Source organism: Pseudomonas sp. FW507-12TSA (assembly GCF_058781435.1).
In genome coordinates this window covers 45,864-63,290 of sequence record NZ_JBYSWT010000021.1, presented here as the reverse complement: position 1 = coordinate 63,290, position 17,427 = coordinate 45,864, and the positions used below count along the sequence as shown (strand labels likewise).

Annotated in this window: 16 protein-coding genes and 1 other RNA gene; 5 read left to right on the top strand and 12 right to left on the bottom strand. The window is 60.2% G+C overall.

All coding sequences use genetic code 11. The features are described 5' to 3' along the window. Window positions 1-28 precede the first annotated feature (28 nt). Window positions 29-1,543 (top strand): ABC transporter substrate-binding protein, encoded by a 1,515-nt coding sequence (locus AC3WK8_RS19750; RefSeq protein ID WP_103325664.1) that lies wholly within the window; start codon window positions 29-31, stop codon window positions 1,541-1,543. Window positions 1,544-1,632: 89 nt separating this feature from the next. Here AC3WK8_RS19750 and AC3WK8_RS19745 read toward each other — a convergent pair whose 3' ends face one another. From AC3WK8_RS19745 to AC3WK8_RS19700, 10 genes are all read right to left on the bottom strand, one after another. Then, the gene (locus AC3WK8_RS19745) at window positions 1,633-2,403 is read right to left on the bottom strand and encodes a PIG-L deacetylase family protein (RefSeq protein ID WP_103325663.1); all 771 of its coding nucleotides are present in this window, start codon (window positions 2,401-2,403) and stop codon (window positions 1,633-1,635) included. Between the two features lie 15 nt (window positions 2,404-2,418). Then, the gene (locus AC3WK8_RS19740; RefSeq protein WP_103325662.1) at window positions 2,419-3,171 is read right to left on the bottom strand and encodes a hypothetical protein; all 753 of its coding nucleotides are present in this window, start codon (window positions 3,169-3,171) and stop codon (window positions 2,419-2,421) included. Beyond that, window positions 3,164-3,565 carry a GtrA family protein gene (locus AC3WK8_RS19735; protein ID WP_103325661.1) on the bottom strand — a complete coding sequence of 134 codons (402 nt, stop codon included), beginning with the start codon at window positions 3,563-3,565 and terminating at the stop codon, window positions 3,164-3,166. The genes AC3WK8_RS19740 and AC3WK8_RS19735 overlap by 8 nt, the downstream gene beginning before the upstream one ends. 826 nt (window positions 3,566-4,391) lie before the next feature. Then, window positions 4,392-4,785, bottom strand: a transfer-messenger RNA (tmRNA) gene (ssrA, locus tag AC3WK8_RS19730). Between the two features lie 87 nt (window positions 4,786-4,872). Further along, window positions 4,873-5,160, bottom strand: a complete 288-nt coding sequence (locus AC3WK8_RS19725; protein WP_103325660.1) for a PA2433 domain-containing protein — start codon at window positions 5,158-5,160, stop codon at window positions 4,873-4,875. Between the two features lie 134 nt (window positions 5,161-5,294). After that, a complete protein-coding gene (locus tag AC3WK8_RS19720) occupies window positions 5,295-8,105 on the bottom strand; it encodes an FAD-binding and (Fe-S)-binding domain-containing protein (RefSeq protein WP_103325659.1) in 2,811 nt (936 codons plus the stop codon). Then, window positions 8,102-8,773, bottom strand: coding sequence for a LutC/YkgG family protein (locus tag AC3WK8_RS19715; protein ID WP_103325658.1), 672 nt, complete (start codon window positions 8,771-8,773; stop codon window positions 8,102-8,104). The genes AC3WK8_RS19720 and AC3WK8_RS19715 overlap by 4 nt, the downstream gene beginning before the upstream one ends. Then, the gene (locus AC3WK8_RS19710; protein ID WP_053136905.1) at window positions 8,773-10,227 is read right to left on the bottom strand and encodes a LutB/LldF family L-lactate oxidation iron-sulfur protein; all 1,455 of its coding nucleotides are present in this window, start codon (window positions 10,225-10,227) and stop codon (window positions 8,773-8,775) included. Before AC3WK8_RS19710 ends, AC3WK8_RS19715 begins: the two co-directional genes overlap by 1 nt. Beyond that, on the bottom strand, window positions 10,224-11,048 hold the full coding sequence (locus tag AC3WK8_RS19705; RefSeq protein ID WP_103325657.1) for a (Fe-S)-binding protein: 825 nt from the start codon (window positions 11,046-11,048) through the stop codon (window positions 10,224-10,226). Before AC3WK8_RS19705 ends, AC3WK8_RS19710 begins: the two co-directional genes overlap by 4 nt. A gap of 136 nt (window positions 11,049-11,184) precedes the next feature. After that, a complete protein-coding gene (locus tag AC3WK8_RS19700) occupies window positions 11,185-12,879 on the bottom strand; it encodes a lactate permease LctP family transporter (RefSeq protein ID WP_103325656.1) in 1,695 nt (564 codons plus the stop codon). 260 nt (window positions 12,880-13,139) lie between these two features. On the opposite strand from AC3WK8_RS19700, the gene AC3WK8_RS19695 reads away from it, so the two are divergent. Beyond that, on the top strand, window positions 13,140-13,907 hold the full coding sequence (locus tag AC3WK8_RS19695) for a GntR family transcriptional regulator (protein ID WP_103325655.1): 768 nt from the start codon (window positions 13,140-13,142) through the stop codon (window positions 13,905-13,907). A gap of 81 nt (window positions 13,908-13,988) precedes the next feature. Here AC3WK8_RS19695 and smpB read toward each other — a convergent pair whose 3' ends face one another. Further along, window positions 13,989-14,471: an SsrA-binding protein SmpB gene (smpB, locus tag AC3WK8_RS19690; RefSeq protein WP_022642145.1), complete on the bottom strand. Its 483-nt coding sequence runs from the start codon at window positions 14,469-14,471 to the stop codon at window positions 13,989-13,991. A gap of 116 nt (window positions 14,472-14,587) precedes the next feature. Between smpB and AC3WK8_RS19685 the strand changes: the two genes are divergently transcribed. From AC3WK8_RS19685 to AC3WK8_RS19675, 3 genes are read left to right on the top strand one after another with little or no spacing between them, the layout of a single operon-like run. Continuing rightward, window positions 14,588-15,991 carry a sodium-dependent transporter gene (locus AC3WK8_RS19685; protein WP_103325654.1) on the top strand — a complete coding sequence of 468 codons (1,404 nt, stop codon included), beginning with the start codon at window positions 14,588-14,590 and terminating at the stop codon, window positions 15,989-15,991. Between the two features lie 7 nt (window positions 15,992-15,998). Then, a complete protein-coding gene (locus AC3WK8_RS19680; RefSeq protein ID WP_022642147.1) occupies window positions 15,999-16,433 on the top strand; it encodes a type II toxin-antitoxin system RatA family toxin in 435 nt (144 codons plus the stop codon). Further along, window positions 16,426-16,740, top strand: a complete 315-nt coding sequence (locus tag AC3WK8_RS19675; protein WP_103325653.1) for an RnfH family protein — start codon at window positions 16,426-16,428, stop codon at window positions 16,738-16,740. The genes AC3WK8_RS19680 and AC3WK8_RS19675 overlap by 8 nt, the downstream gene beginning before the upstream one ends. Before the next feature lie 63 nt (window positions 16,741-16,803). Here the strand turns inward: AC3WK8_RS19675 and AC3WK8_RS19670 are convergent, their stop codons facing one another. Further along, window positions 16,804-17,331, bottom strand: coding sequence for an outer membrane protein assembly factor BamE (locus tag AC3WK8_RS19670; RefSeq protein WP_022642149.1), 528 nt, complete (start codon window positions 17,329-17,331; stop codon window positions 16,804-16,806). Window positions 17,332-17,427: the final 96 nt, after the last annotated feature.

Genomic DNA, 17,427 nt, shown 5'->3' with positions numbered 1-17,427 from the left:
AATACGTTCATCAAAAAGGAGTTTGACCATGCGTTCGAAACACCTGCGGTTGTTGACCGCCGCCACATTGACCCTCTGTTCGTTGGCCGCCGGTATCGCCCAGGCGGCGGGGGTGCTGACCATTGGCTGCCGTGAGGAAAGCACCACCTTCGACCCCATCAAGAGCGCACAGAACCGCGACAGCTGGGTCTTCGCCAACGTCTACGACGTGCTGGTACGGGTCGACAACACCGGCACCAAGCTGCTGCCAGGCCTGGCACAAAGCTGGCAGGTGTCTGCCGACGGCCTGACCTACACCTTCAAGCTGCGGCCGGCCAAGTTCTCCGACGGCTCGCCGATCACCGCCGGCGATGCCGCGTTCAGCCTGCTGCGGATTCGCGACAACAAGGGCTCGCTGTGGAGCGATTCCTACAAGATCATCGACAAGGCCCAAGCCACCGACCCGCAGACCCTGGTGGTGACCCTCAAGGCACCGTCCGTGCCTTTCCTCGCGCAACTGGCCACGCCCAACGTCTCGATCCTGTCGCAGAAGGCCATGGAGAAACTCGGCGAGGACGCCTATGCCCAGGAGCCCGTGGCCTCGGGTGCCTTCATCGTCAAGGAATGGCTGCGCGGCGAGCGCGTGGTGCTGGAGAAGAACCCGCACTTCTGGCAGGCCGACAAGGTGAGCCTGGATGGCGTGGAGTGGATCTCCATCCCGGACGACAACACCCGCATGCTGAAGGTCCAGGCCGGCGAGCTGGACTCGGCGATCTTCGTGCCGTTCTCCCGGGTCGAGCCCCTGAAGAAAGACCCGAACCTGGTGATCCACATGGACCCTTCCACCCGTGAAGATCACTTGTTGATCAACCACGATCACGGCCTGCTGGGCAAACCCGAAGTGCGCCAGGCCCTGGACATGGCGATCGACAAGAAATCCCTGGTCGACACCGTGACCTTCGGCCTGGGCCAGGTGGCCTATTCCTACATCCCCAAGGGCGCGCTGTATCACAACGCCAACAACCCGCAGCGCCCCTATGACCCGGTCAAGGCCAAGCAACTGTTGAAGGATGCCGGGGCCTCGGGCCTGAAGCTCAACTACGTGGTCAATGCCGGCAACGAGGCCGACGAGCAGATCGCCGTCCTGGTCCAGCAGCAACTGGCTGCCGTGGGCGTGACCGCCAACCTGCAGAAAGTCGACCCGACCCAGAGCTGGCAGATGCTGGTGGACGGCGACTACGACCTGTCGGTGATGTACTGGACCAACGACATCCTCGACCCCGACCAGAAGAGCACCTTCGTCCTCGGGCACGACACCAACATGAACTACATGACCCGCTACAAGAACGACAAGGTCAAGGCCCTGGTAGCCGATGCCCGGGTCGAGGCCGACCCGGCCAAGCGCCAGCAGATGTACACCGAGCTGCAGGCCATCGCCAAGCAGGACACCCACTGGATCGACCTCTACTACAGCCCGTACATCAACATCTCGCGCAAGAACATCGAACACTTCCAGCAGAGCCCGCTGGGCCGTCTCTCGTTGGAGGAGACGGTGAAGAACTGAAGATAATGCAGGGGGCTGTTCAGTATTGTCTCTGCATATGAGGAAGCCAGCCGGAAGGGCTTTGAGATGAGGCCCCTCCGGTGAGGAGGTCAGTCAGGACGTGATAGTTTGTCATGCAGCTGCTCTATAGCAGTTTGCATCGTCGGCCAATTCAGAAAGCCTCTTCGTTCATAATAAAGAGGGCGCTCATGAGGTGGTTGTTCCAGGCGCTTCCTTTCCACTTTTTGTAGATTCTGGACTCCATGGAATAGGTAATGCCCACCTACGAATGGAAAGAGGCCTACCCAGCTTTTCCATTGCGATGGATAGGAGAGGCAGAGTCGTATGTATCGAAGACGACTCCTCCATGCAATTGCCTGTTTTTCCACAAGGCCATTTTCTGGCAGTGGTGACATTGCGCGAAATAGTGGGCCGGAGCAATTTCTTCCATTATATAGAGGGTATTGCCAGACTTGAGTAGAACCGGCGCGCGATGCTAAAAGTTCCACGGCCACGGCATGTAGCAGATCGTGATCAGGGTGGCCACCTTCCCAAGCAGGTACAAAGCACGATTGTAGAGTTGGATGATCATCAATGAAGTGATCAAGCCAATCTGCGAAGGCGCCAATATGGCGATGTAATTGTCCATCACCGATTGATAACTGTCGGCCGACAAACGTTATGTTCTCTCTTGCGACACCAAGTTTTTGGAGAACAATTAGAGACTCTCTATCCCGGACATCAGGATCAGCAGTGGCAGCCCCATCGGTTACATATATGCAGCGAACCCACCGACCGGCAGCCAACTCGTGTTCGATCTGATGGAATACTCCGAATTCGTCATCCTGGTGAGCTAATAGAAATAGGGAGACTGGTCTCATACGCTGGCCTCGAACTCAGGGGATGTCGATTGTATCGAGATCAAGGAACTTGACCTTCCGCAAAAATGCTTTGTTTGTTTCAGTGTCCTCGGTCAGGAATCTGTAGCCGAACCATCTCGGTTCGAAAAGAAAGTCTGGTGCTTTAATGAAAAATATTCCAGGTCGATAGGCTGATAATGTTATTACGAGTCCGGCGCTTGAGGTGAACAGTCCATCTCTACCGAGGAGGTTGACCAAGAGGGGTTTTTCCCTGGTATACCACCCGTCTTTTGGTCTTATAGCTTTCCATAAAAGGGTTTCATTGATCTTCTTCCTGAATAGGTGCCAAAGGAATGGTATGCCTATATACAAATAAAGATTACCCTCAAGGGTCCAACCTAAACCTCTTTCGCGTATGGCTCTAATGTTTTTGTTTGGATAACCACAAACGACAGATATTTCTTCCTCGGGAAAGGTCTTATACAGTCGCTTGCCAAGAGTAATTGATGAGCCTTTCTGGGTGCCATCGGACATGGTATCTGTCGAGAGGAAAACAGCAGAGCCTTCGTGGCTTAATTTCAAGCCGCAATAGGCTGCTATCATGATGCCGTTTTTGACGCTATAGCAGATTCTGGAATCATTGAGTTGGTACTTTTGGAAGACTCGATCCGCTGTTTTTTGGGTGCCTCCGAAGCATCGCTTAAATAATGAGGTCCACTGTGTGATGAAGTCGGAGTTAAAGTCGCTGCGCTTGGCTATATGAATGCCGTCATCCAATAAATTACTCATAGTTGGTTTTATCCCTTTTGAACACTATAAATTTTGACTGTGCATAGCTGATTATTATAAGCAAGACGTCCGACAGGACTTTGGCCCAGGTTTCCATCGATGTAAGCCACATCATGGCGGATAACATCAAGGCTGAGAGAGGGATGTTCAGTGCAAGCAGGGCGAAGTAACGTACTGCCTGCTGTGTTCTTCCTTCGGCATCGCTCACACCAAAAGTGAAGGCTCGGTGTGCAACAAAAGAAAATGTACCTGCTAAAACCTTGCTGATTAGGTTGGCAAGAATTGCATCCACTCCAAAAAAATTCAATAGTAGAAGAAACGTGCCAAGATCCGCTCCGTAGGTGAGACCACCGACAAACAGATAACGTGTAAGTTGGAAGAAGTGTTTTAGCATTCTATTTCTGTTGAGTTAATTTTGCTAAGTATTTTAGGTGTCTGTTTTGGGTGAAGATAGATGTTGTAAAGTTAATGTAGGTTAGATGTTTTCTGGGAGCCTTTTGTAAGATTAAGGTTTTCATAAGGATAGATGTTGGAGCTTCCAGTATTCTCTTTTATTTTAATTTATGTGGCTAAGGGCTTCATGTTTTATTTTCCGTTGGCGAAGAAGTCAAGAAAATTGACCTGCTCGACAAGCGCTTTAGTTCTGTGGAGGAGCGATACTGTCTCGCTTGAACGCTTGTATTGGAGCACTGCAGCCTTCAATCAGTGAGATTGACGTAAAAAGCACAAGTGAAATGAACGGTTTTCTAGTGATGGAGCATGATGTGGGCACAGGGTCAAATGCTTCGGCAGCTCCCACCATTTGACGCAGAGACGTCGTCCGTCGCGGACGAGCGCATGTTTCCTGCAAATTGGCCCTTTTCATGTCTCAGCTCCATCGGCTCATCAGTTAGCCAATCGGATAAATGTAAATGGTTGGGCTGAAACCTTCAAATCGTTTGAGCTTCCCATTGAGGACATACTTCGTCAGCCTAGTCTTCTTGCTAACCTGCCACCCGCTGATTTAGACGAGCTATTTTGTAAAACTCTGCCGGTTAATGTCGCGGTCTGATGAAACCAGGCATCTGTTCTATGTCAGGAGGGGCTGTCTGACCGGTTCGCGTCGCTCTTTTGCTGCTGAGTTCAAATTCAGGATGCAAGCCTCGTGTTCTGTGCCCATCAAGGTGTACTGAATAGCAGGCACAAAAAAAGACGTCCGTGGACGTCTTTTTTTGATCATTTGGTGGAGCCGGGGGGATTTGAACCCCCGTCCGCCAGTACTCCGCTGTCGGTCCTACATGCTTAGCCGTGTCTATTGAGTTAACCCTCAGCGACCCGACGGGCAGGGTGCTTTGGGCGAGTTGTGTAAGTTTTAGCCGCTTCGTCCACAACGTACTGCACGGCGATTCTGTTCTATATGACAATCATTTCGGGTTTACAGACATCCCCTGATGATTGCTGGACCCGAAGGTACCAGGGGGGAAGGGCTAGCGCCGCTTACGCAGCGAGAGCGTAATCCCCGTAGGTTTCGTCATTGGCAACTATAGGAAGTTGCAACAGTGGATTTACGAGTTCTGTTACCAACTCGGCATGCACCTAAAGTTTCGCAACCGGCGTCGAATCCAAAACGGCCCCGAGCCTGTCATGCATCGACAACAGGTTGGCGGATTCTACGCTAATCGTCGTCAGAAGGCCAACCCGAAGGTTGGCCTTGGTGGTGCGCTACTGATCGCCCTTGGTGTTGTTCTGCAACATCTGGATCGCCTGGGTGGTCAGGGAGATGCAGTTCTTGGTGCCCTGCTCGGTGCCCTTGGCCTGCTCGGCGGTGGCTTGCTGGACCTTGGAGTCGATGTCGCTGCTCAGGTCCGAGCTCATGGCTTCGGTGCTGACCTTGGCGTCGCGGATCTTTTGCAGGTTGATCTGGCACAGGTCTTCTTGCCCGGCGGCGAACGCCGATGAGGCCAACATTGCAGCAGTGATGAACAGTCCAGCCAGGGCAGAGCGCTTCATGGTCGTCTCCTTGGATCACAGGGGGAAGGCCCACTTTTATCGTGGGCCTGGAGAGTGGACTGCGCCCGTGGGCCGGGGTTCGTTTTTTATACGAAAAGGCCGGAGCAGGCGCCCGTCGCCGGGCACCCTGGGCCTCAGGCGGACTTGGCGCGGGTGACCCGGTCCACCAGGTAGACCAGCCCGTGATAGTCGATCCCGCCATGCTGGCTGAGGCCGATTTCACAGGTGCGGCTGGTGGAGATGCCTTCGCTGCAGTACTGCACCGCGTCCTTGAGGCTGCGCAGCGAATGGGCATTGAGCTCCGGGGTGGTGAAGCCCTTGTCGCCAGCGAAACCGCAGCAGTGGATGCCTTCGGGGATCACCACGTTGTTGCTGCAACGCCGGGCCAGTTCGATCAGCGCCTGGCTTTCCCCCAGGTGCTGGGTGCTGCAGGTGACGTGCACGGCGATCGGTGCTTCCTGGGGGGTGAACTCCAGGCGATCCAGCAGGTGGCTGCGGATGAAGCGCACCGGATCGTAGAGGTCCAGGCGCACGTCGCCCAGGTCCTGCACCAGGCGCAGGGTGCAGGGGCTGGTATCGCAATAGATCGGGTCGAGGCCGCCACGGCTGGCGTGGAGCAGGGCGCCGATCAGTTCCTGGCGCTTGTCCTCGGCCTGGGTCGCATAACCCTTGGAGGCGAACGGCTGGCCGCAGCAGAGGTTGTCCAGGTTGTCCGGCAGCACCACCTGGTAGCCGGCCTTCTCCAGCAGGCCGCGGGTTTTCTCGTACAACGAGCCTTGCTCCTTGTCACCTGCCGCCGGCCCCATCACCCGCGACACGCAGGCCGCCAGGTACACCACCTTCGGGCGTGAATCCTGCTCGGCCGGGCTGAAGCGAATGGCTTTCTCCGGTTGTGGCATGGCGTTGGTCCATTGCGGCACCCGCCCTTTGGACAGTCGGGTCAGGCCCGCCGACAGCCTGCCCAGGCGCGGTGCCCCCAGCAGCAGGCGCGCACCATTGGCCACGTGCAACGTAAAGCGGGCGCCTTGCAAGGTGCTGGCGAAGTGGGTGCTGAGCCAGTCGGCGGTGCCGTTATGAGTGGCGTGCTCGCTGCGCAGTTTCTTCACCAGCTCGCCGGTGTTGATGCCCACCGGGCAACGCTGGGCGCACAGGCCGGTGGCGGCGCAGGTGTCGACGCCCTGGTACTGGTAGGCCGCCTCCAGCTCCGTGGTATCGATGCCGGCACGCTTGCGGGCCTGGATATCACGCCAGATAACGATGCGCTGGCGTGGGCTCAGGGTCAGCCCTTTGGACGGGCACACCGGCTCGCAGAAGCCGCACTCTATGCACTTGTCCACAATCTCGTCAGCTGCCGGTAGCGGCTTGAGGTGCTTGAGGTGGATCTGCGGATCTTCGCTGAGCACCACATCGGGGTTGAGAATACCGTTGGGGTCCAGCAGGCGCTTGAGCTGCCACATCAGCTGGTAGGCATCGCTGCCCCACTCCAGCTCGACGAAGGGCGCCATGTTGCGCCCGGTGCCGTGCTCGGCCTTGAGCGAACCACCGAACTCCACGGCCACCAGTTGCGCCACGTCGTCCATGAAGGCCTGGTAGCGCTGCACTTCCTCAGTGCTGTTGAAGCCTTGGGTGAAGACGAAATGCAGGTTGCCCTCCAGGGCATGGCCGAACAGGATCGCCTCGTCGTAGCGGTGCTTGTCGAACAGCTCGATCAGGCGATTGACACCGATGGCCAGTTGTTCAACCGGGAAGGTCACGTCCTCGATGATCACCGTGGTGCCGGTCTTGCGCACTGCGCCGACGGCCGGGAAGGTGTCCTTGCGGATCGCCCAGAGCTTGGCGTTTTCCTGCGGGTCTTCGCTGAAGTCCACCTGTTTTTCCACCGCGAAGGCGGCCAGGGAATCCATGATCTGCGCCAGTTGCTCATGCAGCAGCGACGAGGAGGCCGCGCGGGACTCGATCAGCAGGGCGCAGGCGTTGGCCGAGAGCTGGCGGACGAAGGCCGGCATGCCGGGCTTGTCCTGCACCGAGCGCAGGCTACGACGGTCCAGCAGCTCCACCGCCGACACCGGTTGGCTCTTGAGCACGGTCACCGCGTTGCAGCAGGTCTCCACATCGGGGAAGACGATCAGGGCCGAGGCCTTGTGCGGATGATCGACCACGGTGTCGTAGGTCACTGCGCTGATGAACCCCAGGGTGCCCTCGGAGCCCACCAGCAGGTGGCTGAGGATCTCCAGCGGCTCGTCGAAGTCCACCAGGGCATTGAGGGACAGGCCGGTGGTGTTCTTCAGCCGATACTTGTGGCGGATGCGGCTGGCCAACTCGCTGTTGGCGCGGGTGGCGCGGCCAAGTTCCGCCAGGCGTTGCAGCAGCGCAGCGTGGCTGTGGCGAAAGGTGCCGACGCTGGCGGCGTCCTCGGTGTCCAGGCGGGTGCCATCGGCCAGGACCACGCGGATGCCGGCCAGGGTGTGGTAGCTGTTCTGGGCGGTGCCGCAGCACATGCCGCTGGCGTTGTTGGCGACGATGCCGCCGATCTTGCAGGCGTTGATCGAGGCCGGGTCGGGGCCGATCTTGCGTCCGAACGGCGCCAGCCAGGCGTTGGCCTGGGCACCGATGACTCCGGGTTGCAGGCGGATCTGCGCGCCCTGGTCGCGGATCTCCCGGGCGTTCCAGTTATCCCCGAGGACAATCAGCACCGAATCGCTGATGGCCTGCCCGGAAAGGCTGGTGCCGGCGGCGCGGAAGGTCACCGGTACCTGGTCGCGCTGGGCCAGTTGCAGCAGGGCGACCACTTCGTCCTCGGATTCGACGCGGATCACCAGCTTGGGGATCAGCCGGTAGAAGCTGGCGTCGGTGCCGAAGGCCAGGGTCGAGAGCGGGTCGTCGAAGCGCCGTTCCTGGGGAATCAGGCGCTGGGCATCACGCAGAAAAGCGGCTGGCAGGCTCATTGGTCCTCCAGGATCAGCACCACCAGATCTTTCGGGCCGTGGGCGCCGTAAGCCAGGACTTGCTCGATATCAGCGGTTTTCGACGGGCCGGAAACCAGCAGCGCGTTGGTCGGCATGCCGGCGGCCCAGTTCATCTGTTGCTGCACCTGATAGAAGTTGTCGCGGATCTCGCTGGCCTTGAGCAGGGCGAAATGCACCGGTGGCACCAGGCTCATCAGCCGCGGTTCCTCGCGGGTCGGCCAGAGGATCAGGCTGCCGGTGGCGGCGATGGCGCCCAGGGTGCCGGTGAGGCTGGCCGGGGTGTCGTTGAACAGCTCGGCCTTCCATTCTTCCACTGGCCGATCGTAGGTCTTGAGCTCGGGCAGCTTGGGATGTTCGGCCCAGTGCTGCTGCACCTGCTGGCCATGGGCGGTGCCCGGGGCGATCAGCAGGCTGCGCAGCTGGCGCTCCTGGAGCAGGCGGGCGAGCAATCCGGGCCACTCGGCCGCGCGGCTCAGGTGGATTTCGGTGTGCACCGCTTCCATCTGCTTGCGCAACTGCGGGATGCGTTGCTCGGCGGTGTAGGTATAGGGCTCGGTGACCAGCGCCTCGTCGAAGTTATCCACAATAGGCGTGGTGCCGCTCAGGCTGTTACGCAGCTTGGCGAGGATGTTGTGCTTGGCGCTCATCAGCGATCTTCCTGCTTGGCCAGGTGCTCGCGGGCCAGGTCGTGCAGCGACCGGGCGGCGGGTTTTGGCGCACTGTGGTTCTGGGTCCAGGGGCCGACGTTGCTCGGGGCCAGCGCCCGCAACCGGGTGGCCGCCAGGGTGAACAGGCGATACAGGGTGGGCGAGCTGTTCAGCCGTGCCCAGGCGTTCCAGATGAAACGCTCCTTGCGCGAGAACTTGCTGCCCTGGCCGCGCATTACCGGGTGCGGGCTGTCCGGGGCCTTGACGTTCTCTTCGCGCAGGCGCCGCAGCAACGTAGGGATCGGGATCTTCACCGGGCAGACTTCGCCGCAGGCACCGCACAGCGACGAAGCGCTGGGGTGATCCGGGACCTTGGCCAGGCCCACCATGTGCGGGGTGATGATCTTGCCGATCGGCCCCGGGTAGACCTCGCCATAGGTGTGGCCGCCGACCCTCGTGTACACCGGGCAGTGGTTCATGCAGGCGCCGCAGCGGATGCAGTTCAGGGTCTGGCGCAGTTCGCTGTCGGCAAACGCCTGGCTGCGGCCGTTGTCCAGCAACACCAGGTGCACTTCCCGGGGGCCGTCGAGCTCATGCTCTTTGCGTGGGCCGGAGATCATGTTGACGTAGGTGGTGATGGGCTGGCCCAGGGCCGAGCGGGTCAGCAGCGACAATAGCGGTACTACGTCGCGCAGGTTCTCGACCACTTTCTCGATCCCGGTGACAGCGATGTGCACCGGCGGCACGGTGGTGGACATGCGCCCGTTGCCTTCGTTTTCCACCAGCAGCAGGGTGCCGGTCTCGGCCACGGCGAAGTTGACGCCGGAGACGCCGATGTCGGCTTCGAAGAATTTCTGCCGCAGGACCCTGCGACCGATCTGGATGAGTTGGTCGACGTCCTTGGTGTACTCCACGCCAAGTTTGTCGTGGAACAAGGACGCGACCTGACCGGCATTCTTGTGGATCGCCGGCATGATGATGTGTGAAGGCTTCTCGTGGTCGAGCTGGACGATGAACTCGCCCATGTCCGACTCAAGGCATTCAATGCCTTGTTCAGCGAGGACATGGTTCATTTCCATTTCCTCGCTGACCATCGATTTGCCCTTGATCACTTGCCGTGCCTCGTGAGCACGGATGATCGAAAGAACGATGCCATTGGCCTCGTCCACCGTTTCCGCCCAGTGCACTGTCACACCGTTGCGGGTCAGGTTCTGTTCCAGGCGCTCGAGCAGGTCGGGCAGCTTGGACAACGCCCGGGCGCGAATTGCATTGCCCAGGGCGCGCAGGTGTTCGCGCTCAAAGGCATCGCTGAACGAGGCCGCACGCTTGGCCATGAGTGAATCCATGGCGCTGCGAAAGTTGTTGCGCAGTTGCTGGTCGCCCAGGGCCTGGTGGGCCCGGGTGCGAAAATCGTCCGCCACCGTCGTGGTCGGAATCAGCTCGGGAGTGCTCATTGGGCACCTCCGGTACGCTGCCAGAGGAAGCTCGCCAGGTGCTGGCCGCGCAATGCCTCTCTTTGTTTCTCCAGGGCACCGTTGATATTCATCAAGCAGCCGCAGTCGGCACTGACCACCTGGTGCGCGCCGGAGTCCTTCAGTGCGCGGGTCTTGTCCGCGACCATGGCGCCAGAGATATCCGGCATTCGGACGCTGAAAGTCCCGCCAAAGCCACAGCATTCGCTTTCGTGGCTGTGTTCTACCCGTTCCACGTTGCCCAGTTGTGACAGCAGCTCACGCCCGTGCAGGTGGGTGTTCATTTCCCGGCGCGCCGAGCAGGAAGTGTGCAAGGCCACCTTGATCGGCTCACCGCTGTCCTTGAGTTGCACCTTGCACACATGCAGGAGGAACTCGGCCAGCTCGTAGGTGCGTGCGGCCAGGGCCTGGACCTGTGCCAGGGTCTCGGGCTCGTCCTTGAACAAGTCCGCGTAGTGCTCGCGAATCATCCCGGCGCAGGAGCCCGAGGGCACCACCACCGGATAGTCCCCGGCGAACAACGCCAGTTGTGCGCGGGCCACGGTGCGAGCCTGCTCGGTGTAACCGCTGGTGTAGGCCGGTTGTCCGCAGCAGCTTTGCCCCTGTGGGTATTCCACGCGAATGCCTTCGCGCTCCAGCAGGTGGATCGCATCCATCCCGGCTTCGGGATAGAACAGATCGACCACACAAGTGCCGAACAGGTAGACCCGCGCCGGCTTGGCGCCAGGGTACTGCCGGGGCTCGGCCAAGGGTGGCGCGACACGGGTCGCATTGGGCACGGCGTTGTAGAAAAGCTCGCTCATCAGGCGTGTCTCCGGGTGGTCCCGGTTATTCGTCTGTCGCGGCGGCTGAAAGATAAACCAGCAAGCTTTCAGCAGCCTTGCAGACCGGGTGGTGAATGACTGGCGCCGCGACTCCTTGCGGCGCCATCAGTATTGCCTAGTGCACCAGCATGCCGGTGAACCAGTAGGCCTGGGCCAGAGTGATCAGGCCGACGATAGTGGCAAAGAACAGGCTGTGCTTGAGGGTGAAGCGGAACAGATCGGACTCTTTTCCCACCAGGCCGGTGGCGGCGCAGGCCACGGCGATCGACTGCGGCGAGATCATCTTGCCGGTCACGCCACCGCTGGTGTTGGCCGCCACCAGCAGGGTGTCGTTGACCCCCAGTTGATGCGCGGTGGTGGCCTGCAGCGAACTGAACAGGGCGTTGGACGAAGTATCGGAACCGGTGAGGAACACCCCCAGCCAACCCAGGAACGGCGAAAAGAACGGGAAGGCCGCGCCGGTGGCCGCCAGGACCAGGGCCATGGTCGAAGACATGCCCGAGTAGTTGGTGACGAAGGCGAAGGCCAGCACCATGCCGATGGACAGGATCGGCCAACGCAGCTCGTAGAAGGTTTCCTTTAAAGTGGTCAGACCAGTTTTAAAGTCGATCTTCAGTACCAGCATGGACAGCAGTGCCGAGAAGAAGATCGCGGTGCCAGTGGCCGAGATCGGGTCGAACTTGAACACCGCAGGAATGGCTGTGGGCGTGGTGACGATCGGCGCCACCTTGATCACCAGCTGATCCAGGTGCGGGATGGCGAAGTTGAACACCCAGGCGTACATCGCGCCGCCGGCGGCGAACATCGCCTTGAACGGCTTGAGGGTCCAGATGGTGACCAGCACGGTGAGGATCAGGAAGGGCGACCAGGCCTTGAAGATCTGGCCCAGGCTGTAGGGCGAGGTCAGGGTGCTGCGTGGCTGGCCGAAGCCGCCGGCGCTGGCGGTGATGGCGATGTCGGCGCTGACCCCGGGAATGCGCGCGCCGGCGCTGCGCTTGGGCTGCCAGATCTTCAGGAACAGCGTCAGGGCGACCAGGCTGGCCAGGGCCGAGGTGATGTCCGGCAGCTCCGGGCCGATGAAGTTCGAGGTGAAGTACTGTGTCACGGCGAAGCTCAGGCCGGCCACCAGTGCCGCTGGCCAGGTCTCCCTGACGCCGCGCAGGCCGTCCATCATGAACACCAGCCAGAACGGCACGAACAGCGACAGCAGGGGCAGTTGGCGGCCGGTCATGGCGCCGATCTTGAAGGCGTCGATACCGGTCACCTGGCCGGCGACGATGATCGGGATGCCCAGGGCGCCGAAGGCCACTGGCGCGGTGTTGGCGATCAGGCACAGGCCCGCGGCGTACAGCGGGTTGAAGCCCAGGCCCACCAGCAGGGCGGCGGTGATCGCCACTGGCGCGCCGAAGCCTGCGGCACCTTCGAGGAAGGCGCCGAAGCAGAAGCCGATCAGCAGTACCTGCAGGCGCTGGTCGTCGGTGATCGACAGCACCGAGCTGCGGATGATCTCGAACTGGCCGCTCTTCACGGTCAGCTTGTAGAGGAATACGGCGGCGACGATGATCCAGGCGATGGGCCAAAGACCGTAGGCAAATCCATAGCCAGCGGCAGCCAGGGCCATGTCGGCGGGCATCTGGAAGGCGAAGATCGCCACCAGGATCGACAAGGCCAGAGTGATGCTCCCGGCGACATGTCCCTTGAGGCGGAACACGGCCAGAGCCAGGAAGAAGAACACGATCGGGATGACAGCGGCGAGAGCGGACAGGCCGAGGCTGCCAAGCGGGCTATAGAGCTGTTGCCAGGTTTGCATAGTGGGGTGGCCCCTAATTGTTGTTGGTCAGGCACTGCTAGCGACTTGGTTAATTGGTAAGACCAATTTACAATCGCTGTTGGCTAGGGTAAAAGCCCGATGCTCGGTGTGTCAATTTGCCGCCCTAGAACTTTTGTCGAAAGCGGGCGCGGGAGCGCATCTGATCGCTGGAAATGTCTGCCTTCTGCCAGGTGTTGGCGCGGCGTGAATAGGCCAGAATAGAGCCCCCCGACGATGGGTCGGAGGCTGGGGAGTGAGTGATGGGGTTTGACCAGATACGCCAGCGCCGTTTGTCCGACGACATAGTCGAGCGCCTGGAAGCGATGATTCTCGAAGGTACCTTGAAGGCGGGTGAACGCTTGCCGGCCGAGCGCGCCCTGGCCGAGCAGTTCGGGGTTTCACGTCCATCGCTGCGTGAAGCGATCCAGAAGTTGACCGCCAAGGGGTTGCTGATGAGCCGCCAGGGCGGCGGCAATTATGTGGTGGAAGCCCTGGGCTCGACCTTCAGCGATCCACTGCTGCATCTTCTGGAAAACAATCCCGAGGCCCAGCGTGATCTATTGGAGTTCCGCCATACCCTCGAAGCGTCCTGCGCCTACTACGCGGCGCTGCGGGCGACCCCGGTGGATCGCGAGCGCCTGACCCAGGCCTTCGAGGAACTGCAGGATTGCTATACCCATGCCAATGACGACAGCCGCAGCGAGGAGGGGGCGGCGGATGCCCGGTTCCATCTGGCGATTGCCGAGGCTAGCCATAACGCTGTGCTGTTGCACACCATTCGCGGGCTGTTCGATCTGCTCAAGCGCAACGTGGTGACCAATATCGGCGGTATGTACAAGCAGCGCACGGAAACCCGCGAGATGCTGATCAGCCAGCACCGTGACCTGTACCTGGCGATTATCGAAGGGCGTGCGCAGGACGCGCGCGAAGTCTCCAGTCGGCACATTCTCTATGTGCAGGAGGTGCTCGAGGAGGTGCGTCAGGAAGTACAGCGGGTGGCCCGGGCCGAACGGCGCAAGGGCATCTGATGCAAATCGCCGGTACTGCGGTTCCTGCATCGATGGTGCAGAAACCGCAGTACCGGCGATGACGACTTCAGGGTAGGACGGTCAGTCTTCCTTGCCCTTGGTCCGCACGGCGCGCTGCAATTCCCGGTCGGAATCGCGCTCGCGCTCGGTGTGCCGCTTGTCATATTCCTTCTTGCCCTTGCCCAGTGCGATCTCGCACTTGACCAAGTGCTTGCTCCAGTAGAGCGAAAGGCAGACGCAGGCATAACCCTTCTGCTGCACCGCGGCGAACAGCTTTTCCAGCTCGCGCTGGTTGAGCAGCAGCTTGCGCGTGCGCGTCGGGTCGGCGATGACGTGGGTGCTGGCGGTGGTCAGCGGGGTGAAATGGCTGCCGAACAGCCAGGCCTCGCCATCCTTGAGCAGCACGTAACTGTCTACCAGTTGTGCCTTGCCCGCCCGCAGGCTCTTTACTTCCCAGCCGGCCAGGACCAGTCCAGCCTCGAAACGATGTTCGATGAAGTAATCGTGACGCGCCTTTTTGTTTTGCGCGATGGTCCCTGTTGGGTGTTTCTTCTGTTTAGCCATAGGGGCGGCATTATAGGGAGTTGCGCGGTCGCCCGCTACGGTGATGCAGCGTGCTTGAGCAGGTTGATTGAATCCCGGACAATGCGCGCTCTTTTTTTCGGTTGGGCGCGTTAACGATGTCGACAGACAGGGTCTCTGTCCACGGCGGCTGGGCAAGCCGCTGGGTCTTTATACTCGCAGCAACTGGTTCGGCCGTGGGCCTGGGGAGCATCTGGAAATTCCCCTATATGGTCGGTGTCTATGGTGGCGGTGCTTTTGTCCTGGTGTTCCTGGCGTGTATCGCCCTGATTGGCTTGCCGGTGATGCTGGCCGAAACCCTGATCGGGCGCCGGGCTCGGCAGAGTCCGGCCAACGCCTTGAAAGTCCTGGCCCAAGAGGCCGGGCATTCGGCCAAGTGGTCCTGGGGGGCCTTCGCCGGAATGATCACGGCGTTGCTGATCCTTTCCTTCTATAGCGTGGTCGGTGGTTGGTCGCTGGACTACATCATCGACATGGGTCGCGGTGATTTCAGCGGCGTCACGGCCGACCAGGTCAGCGCCTACTTCGCTTCGGTGACCGCCGATCCTTGGCGCCTGACCCTCTGGCATACCCTGTTCATGGCGCTGTCGGCGCTGGTGATCGCCAAGGGCGTGGTCGCCGGGCTCGAGCGTAGCCTGCGGGTCATGATGCCGCTGCTGTTCGTCATGTTGCTGGTGCTGCTGGGCTACAGCATGACTACTGGGCACTTCATGCAGGGCCTGCACTTCATGTTCGACTTCAGCCTGGAGCGCCTGCTGGATGGCCTGTTGCCGGCCATGGGCCATGCCTTCTTCTCCCTGAGCGTGGGGGTTGGGTCGATCATGATCTACGGCGCCTACATGCCCAAGCATTCGTCCCTGGCCGGAACGGTGGTGGGCGTGGCGCTGCTGGACACCTTTGTCTCGCTGTTGGCCGGGATGGCGCTGTTCCCCATCGTCTTCGCGGCGGGCCTGAACCCCAGTGAGGGGCCGGGACTGATGTTCATCAGCCTGCCGTTCGCCTTCGGAAATGTGGCGTTCGGCCAGCTCATGGGCGTAGTGTTTTTCATCCTGGTGGCCATCGCCGCATGGAGTTCGGCCATCTCTCTGCTGGAGCCGATGGTGGCTTATCTTGTCGAGAGGACTAAAATCCGCCGCGCCTGGGTGACATTCTGGCTGGCGTTCAGCTGCTGGTTCGTGGGGTTGGGAACGGTGTTTTCCTTCAACATCTGGCAGCAGGCCAAGTTTTTCGTGAACGAAGGCGGCGCTTTCCACCTCTACCAATGGGGGGCGGCTGGCGGCCTGGACTTCTTCGGCGTGATCGACTTCTTCACCTCGCGGATCATGTTGCCTCTAGGCGGTTTGTGCTTCGTGGTATTTGCAGGTTGGGTGATGGGCCGTGAGGCGGTGCGTGATGAGCTGTCGCTGCGTAGCCCCTTGTTTTTCGCCCTGGCCTTGTTTTTGATGCGCTATGTGGCGCCCGTCGGCATTCTTGTGGTGTTTGCCGCCCAGTTGTGGAAATGAAGCTCAGATGACGACCCATATTCAACGTTCGGCCCTTTTGCCCTATCCGGCGCAGTTTCTGTATGACCTGGTCAACGATGTGGCCCGGTATCCGGAGTTCCTCCCTTGGTGTTCTTCGTCCACGGTGCTGGAGAGCAGCGCCGAACAGATGCGTGCCAGCCTGGAGGTGGCCAAGGGGGGGCTGAGCCAGCACTTCGTCACTCGCAACACCCTGGTGCCGGGTCAGTCGATCGAGATGAATCTGGAGGAGGGGCCGTTCAACCAGCTGCACGGCTTGTGGATATTCAAGCCGCTGGGAGAAAAGGCCTGCAAGATCAGCCTCGACCTGTCGTTCGACTACGCCGGGCCGCTGGTTCGCGCCACCCTGGGGCCGTTGTTCAACCAGGCGGCGAATACCCTGGTGGATGCCTTCTGCCAGCGCGCCAAGCAACTGCATGGCTGAGCCCATGATGCGGATCGAAGTGGTGCATGCCGCGGTCGATCGCCAATTGCTGGTCGAGGTGCAGGTGCCTGAAGGTACGACCCTGCGTGTTGCGCTGCTGGCTTCTGTCCTGGGCGAGCATTTTCCCGAGCTGGACTTGGTAAGCTGTCCGGTCGGGATCTTCGGCAAGCAGGTCAACGACCCGGAGCGGCATGTGCTCCAGGATGGGGAGCGGATCGAGATCTACCGTCCGCTGCTGGCCGACCCCAAGGAAGTGCGGCGCATGCGAGCGGCCAAGGCTGCCCAGGCGCGCAAGCTCGAAGGGTAGCTGCAGGTTGCGACAGGCAATAAAAAAGCCCGGCTAATCCCGGGCTTTTTAGTGGCCGCAGATTTATTGCGGCGAGGTGTCCAGTGGCTCTGGCGTAGGTACTGGAACGGTTTCGACACCATCCACGTCCTTCTGGATCTGGTCCAGCAAGGAGCCAGGCTTGGCCGGTTTCTCGGCCTTGGGCTTCTCGGCGTTTTCGGCTGGAGTGGTAACGGTGTTGCCGTTCTCTTTACCCAGCAGGGCCTCGTCGCGGCTCACGCCAGGCATGAAGTCGCCGGCCAGGCTGACCAGTTGATCGCCTTCATTGAAGATCAGGCTGATGCGTTCCTGCTGGCGTTCGCCACCACCAGGTTGCAGGCTGTAGAGATAATCCCAGCGATTGGCATGGAACGTGTCGGTCAGCAGAGGGTTGCCCATGATAAACCGTACTTGCCGCCGGGTCATTCCAGGGCGCAACTGGTCTATCATGTCCTGCGTCACGACATTGCCCTGCTGGATGTCGATTTTGTAAACCCCGGGGAATGAACAACCGGCGAGTGCGAGCAGTCCCACGAAGGTGAAACTGGTTAGCAAGAGCTTGGTGTTTTGCATCGGTGGGCGACTTCCACTATCTTGGCTGGGACAACGTAAACCCCGATCATACCCGCATTAAGAGAAGCTGCGAAGCAGCATCGGCGAGAAAGCTGA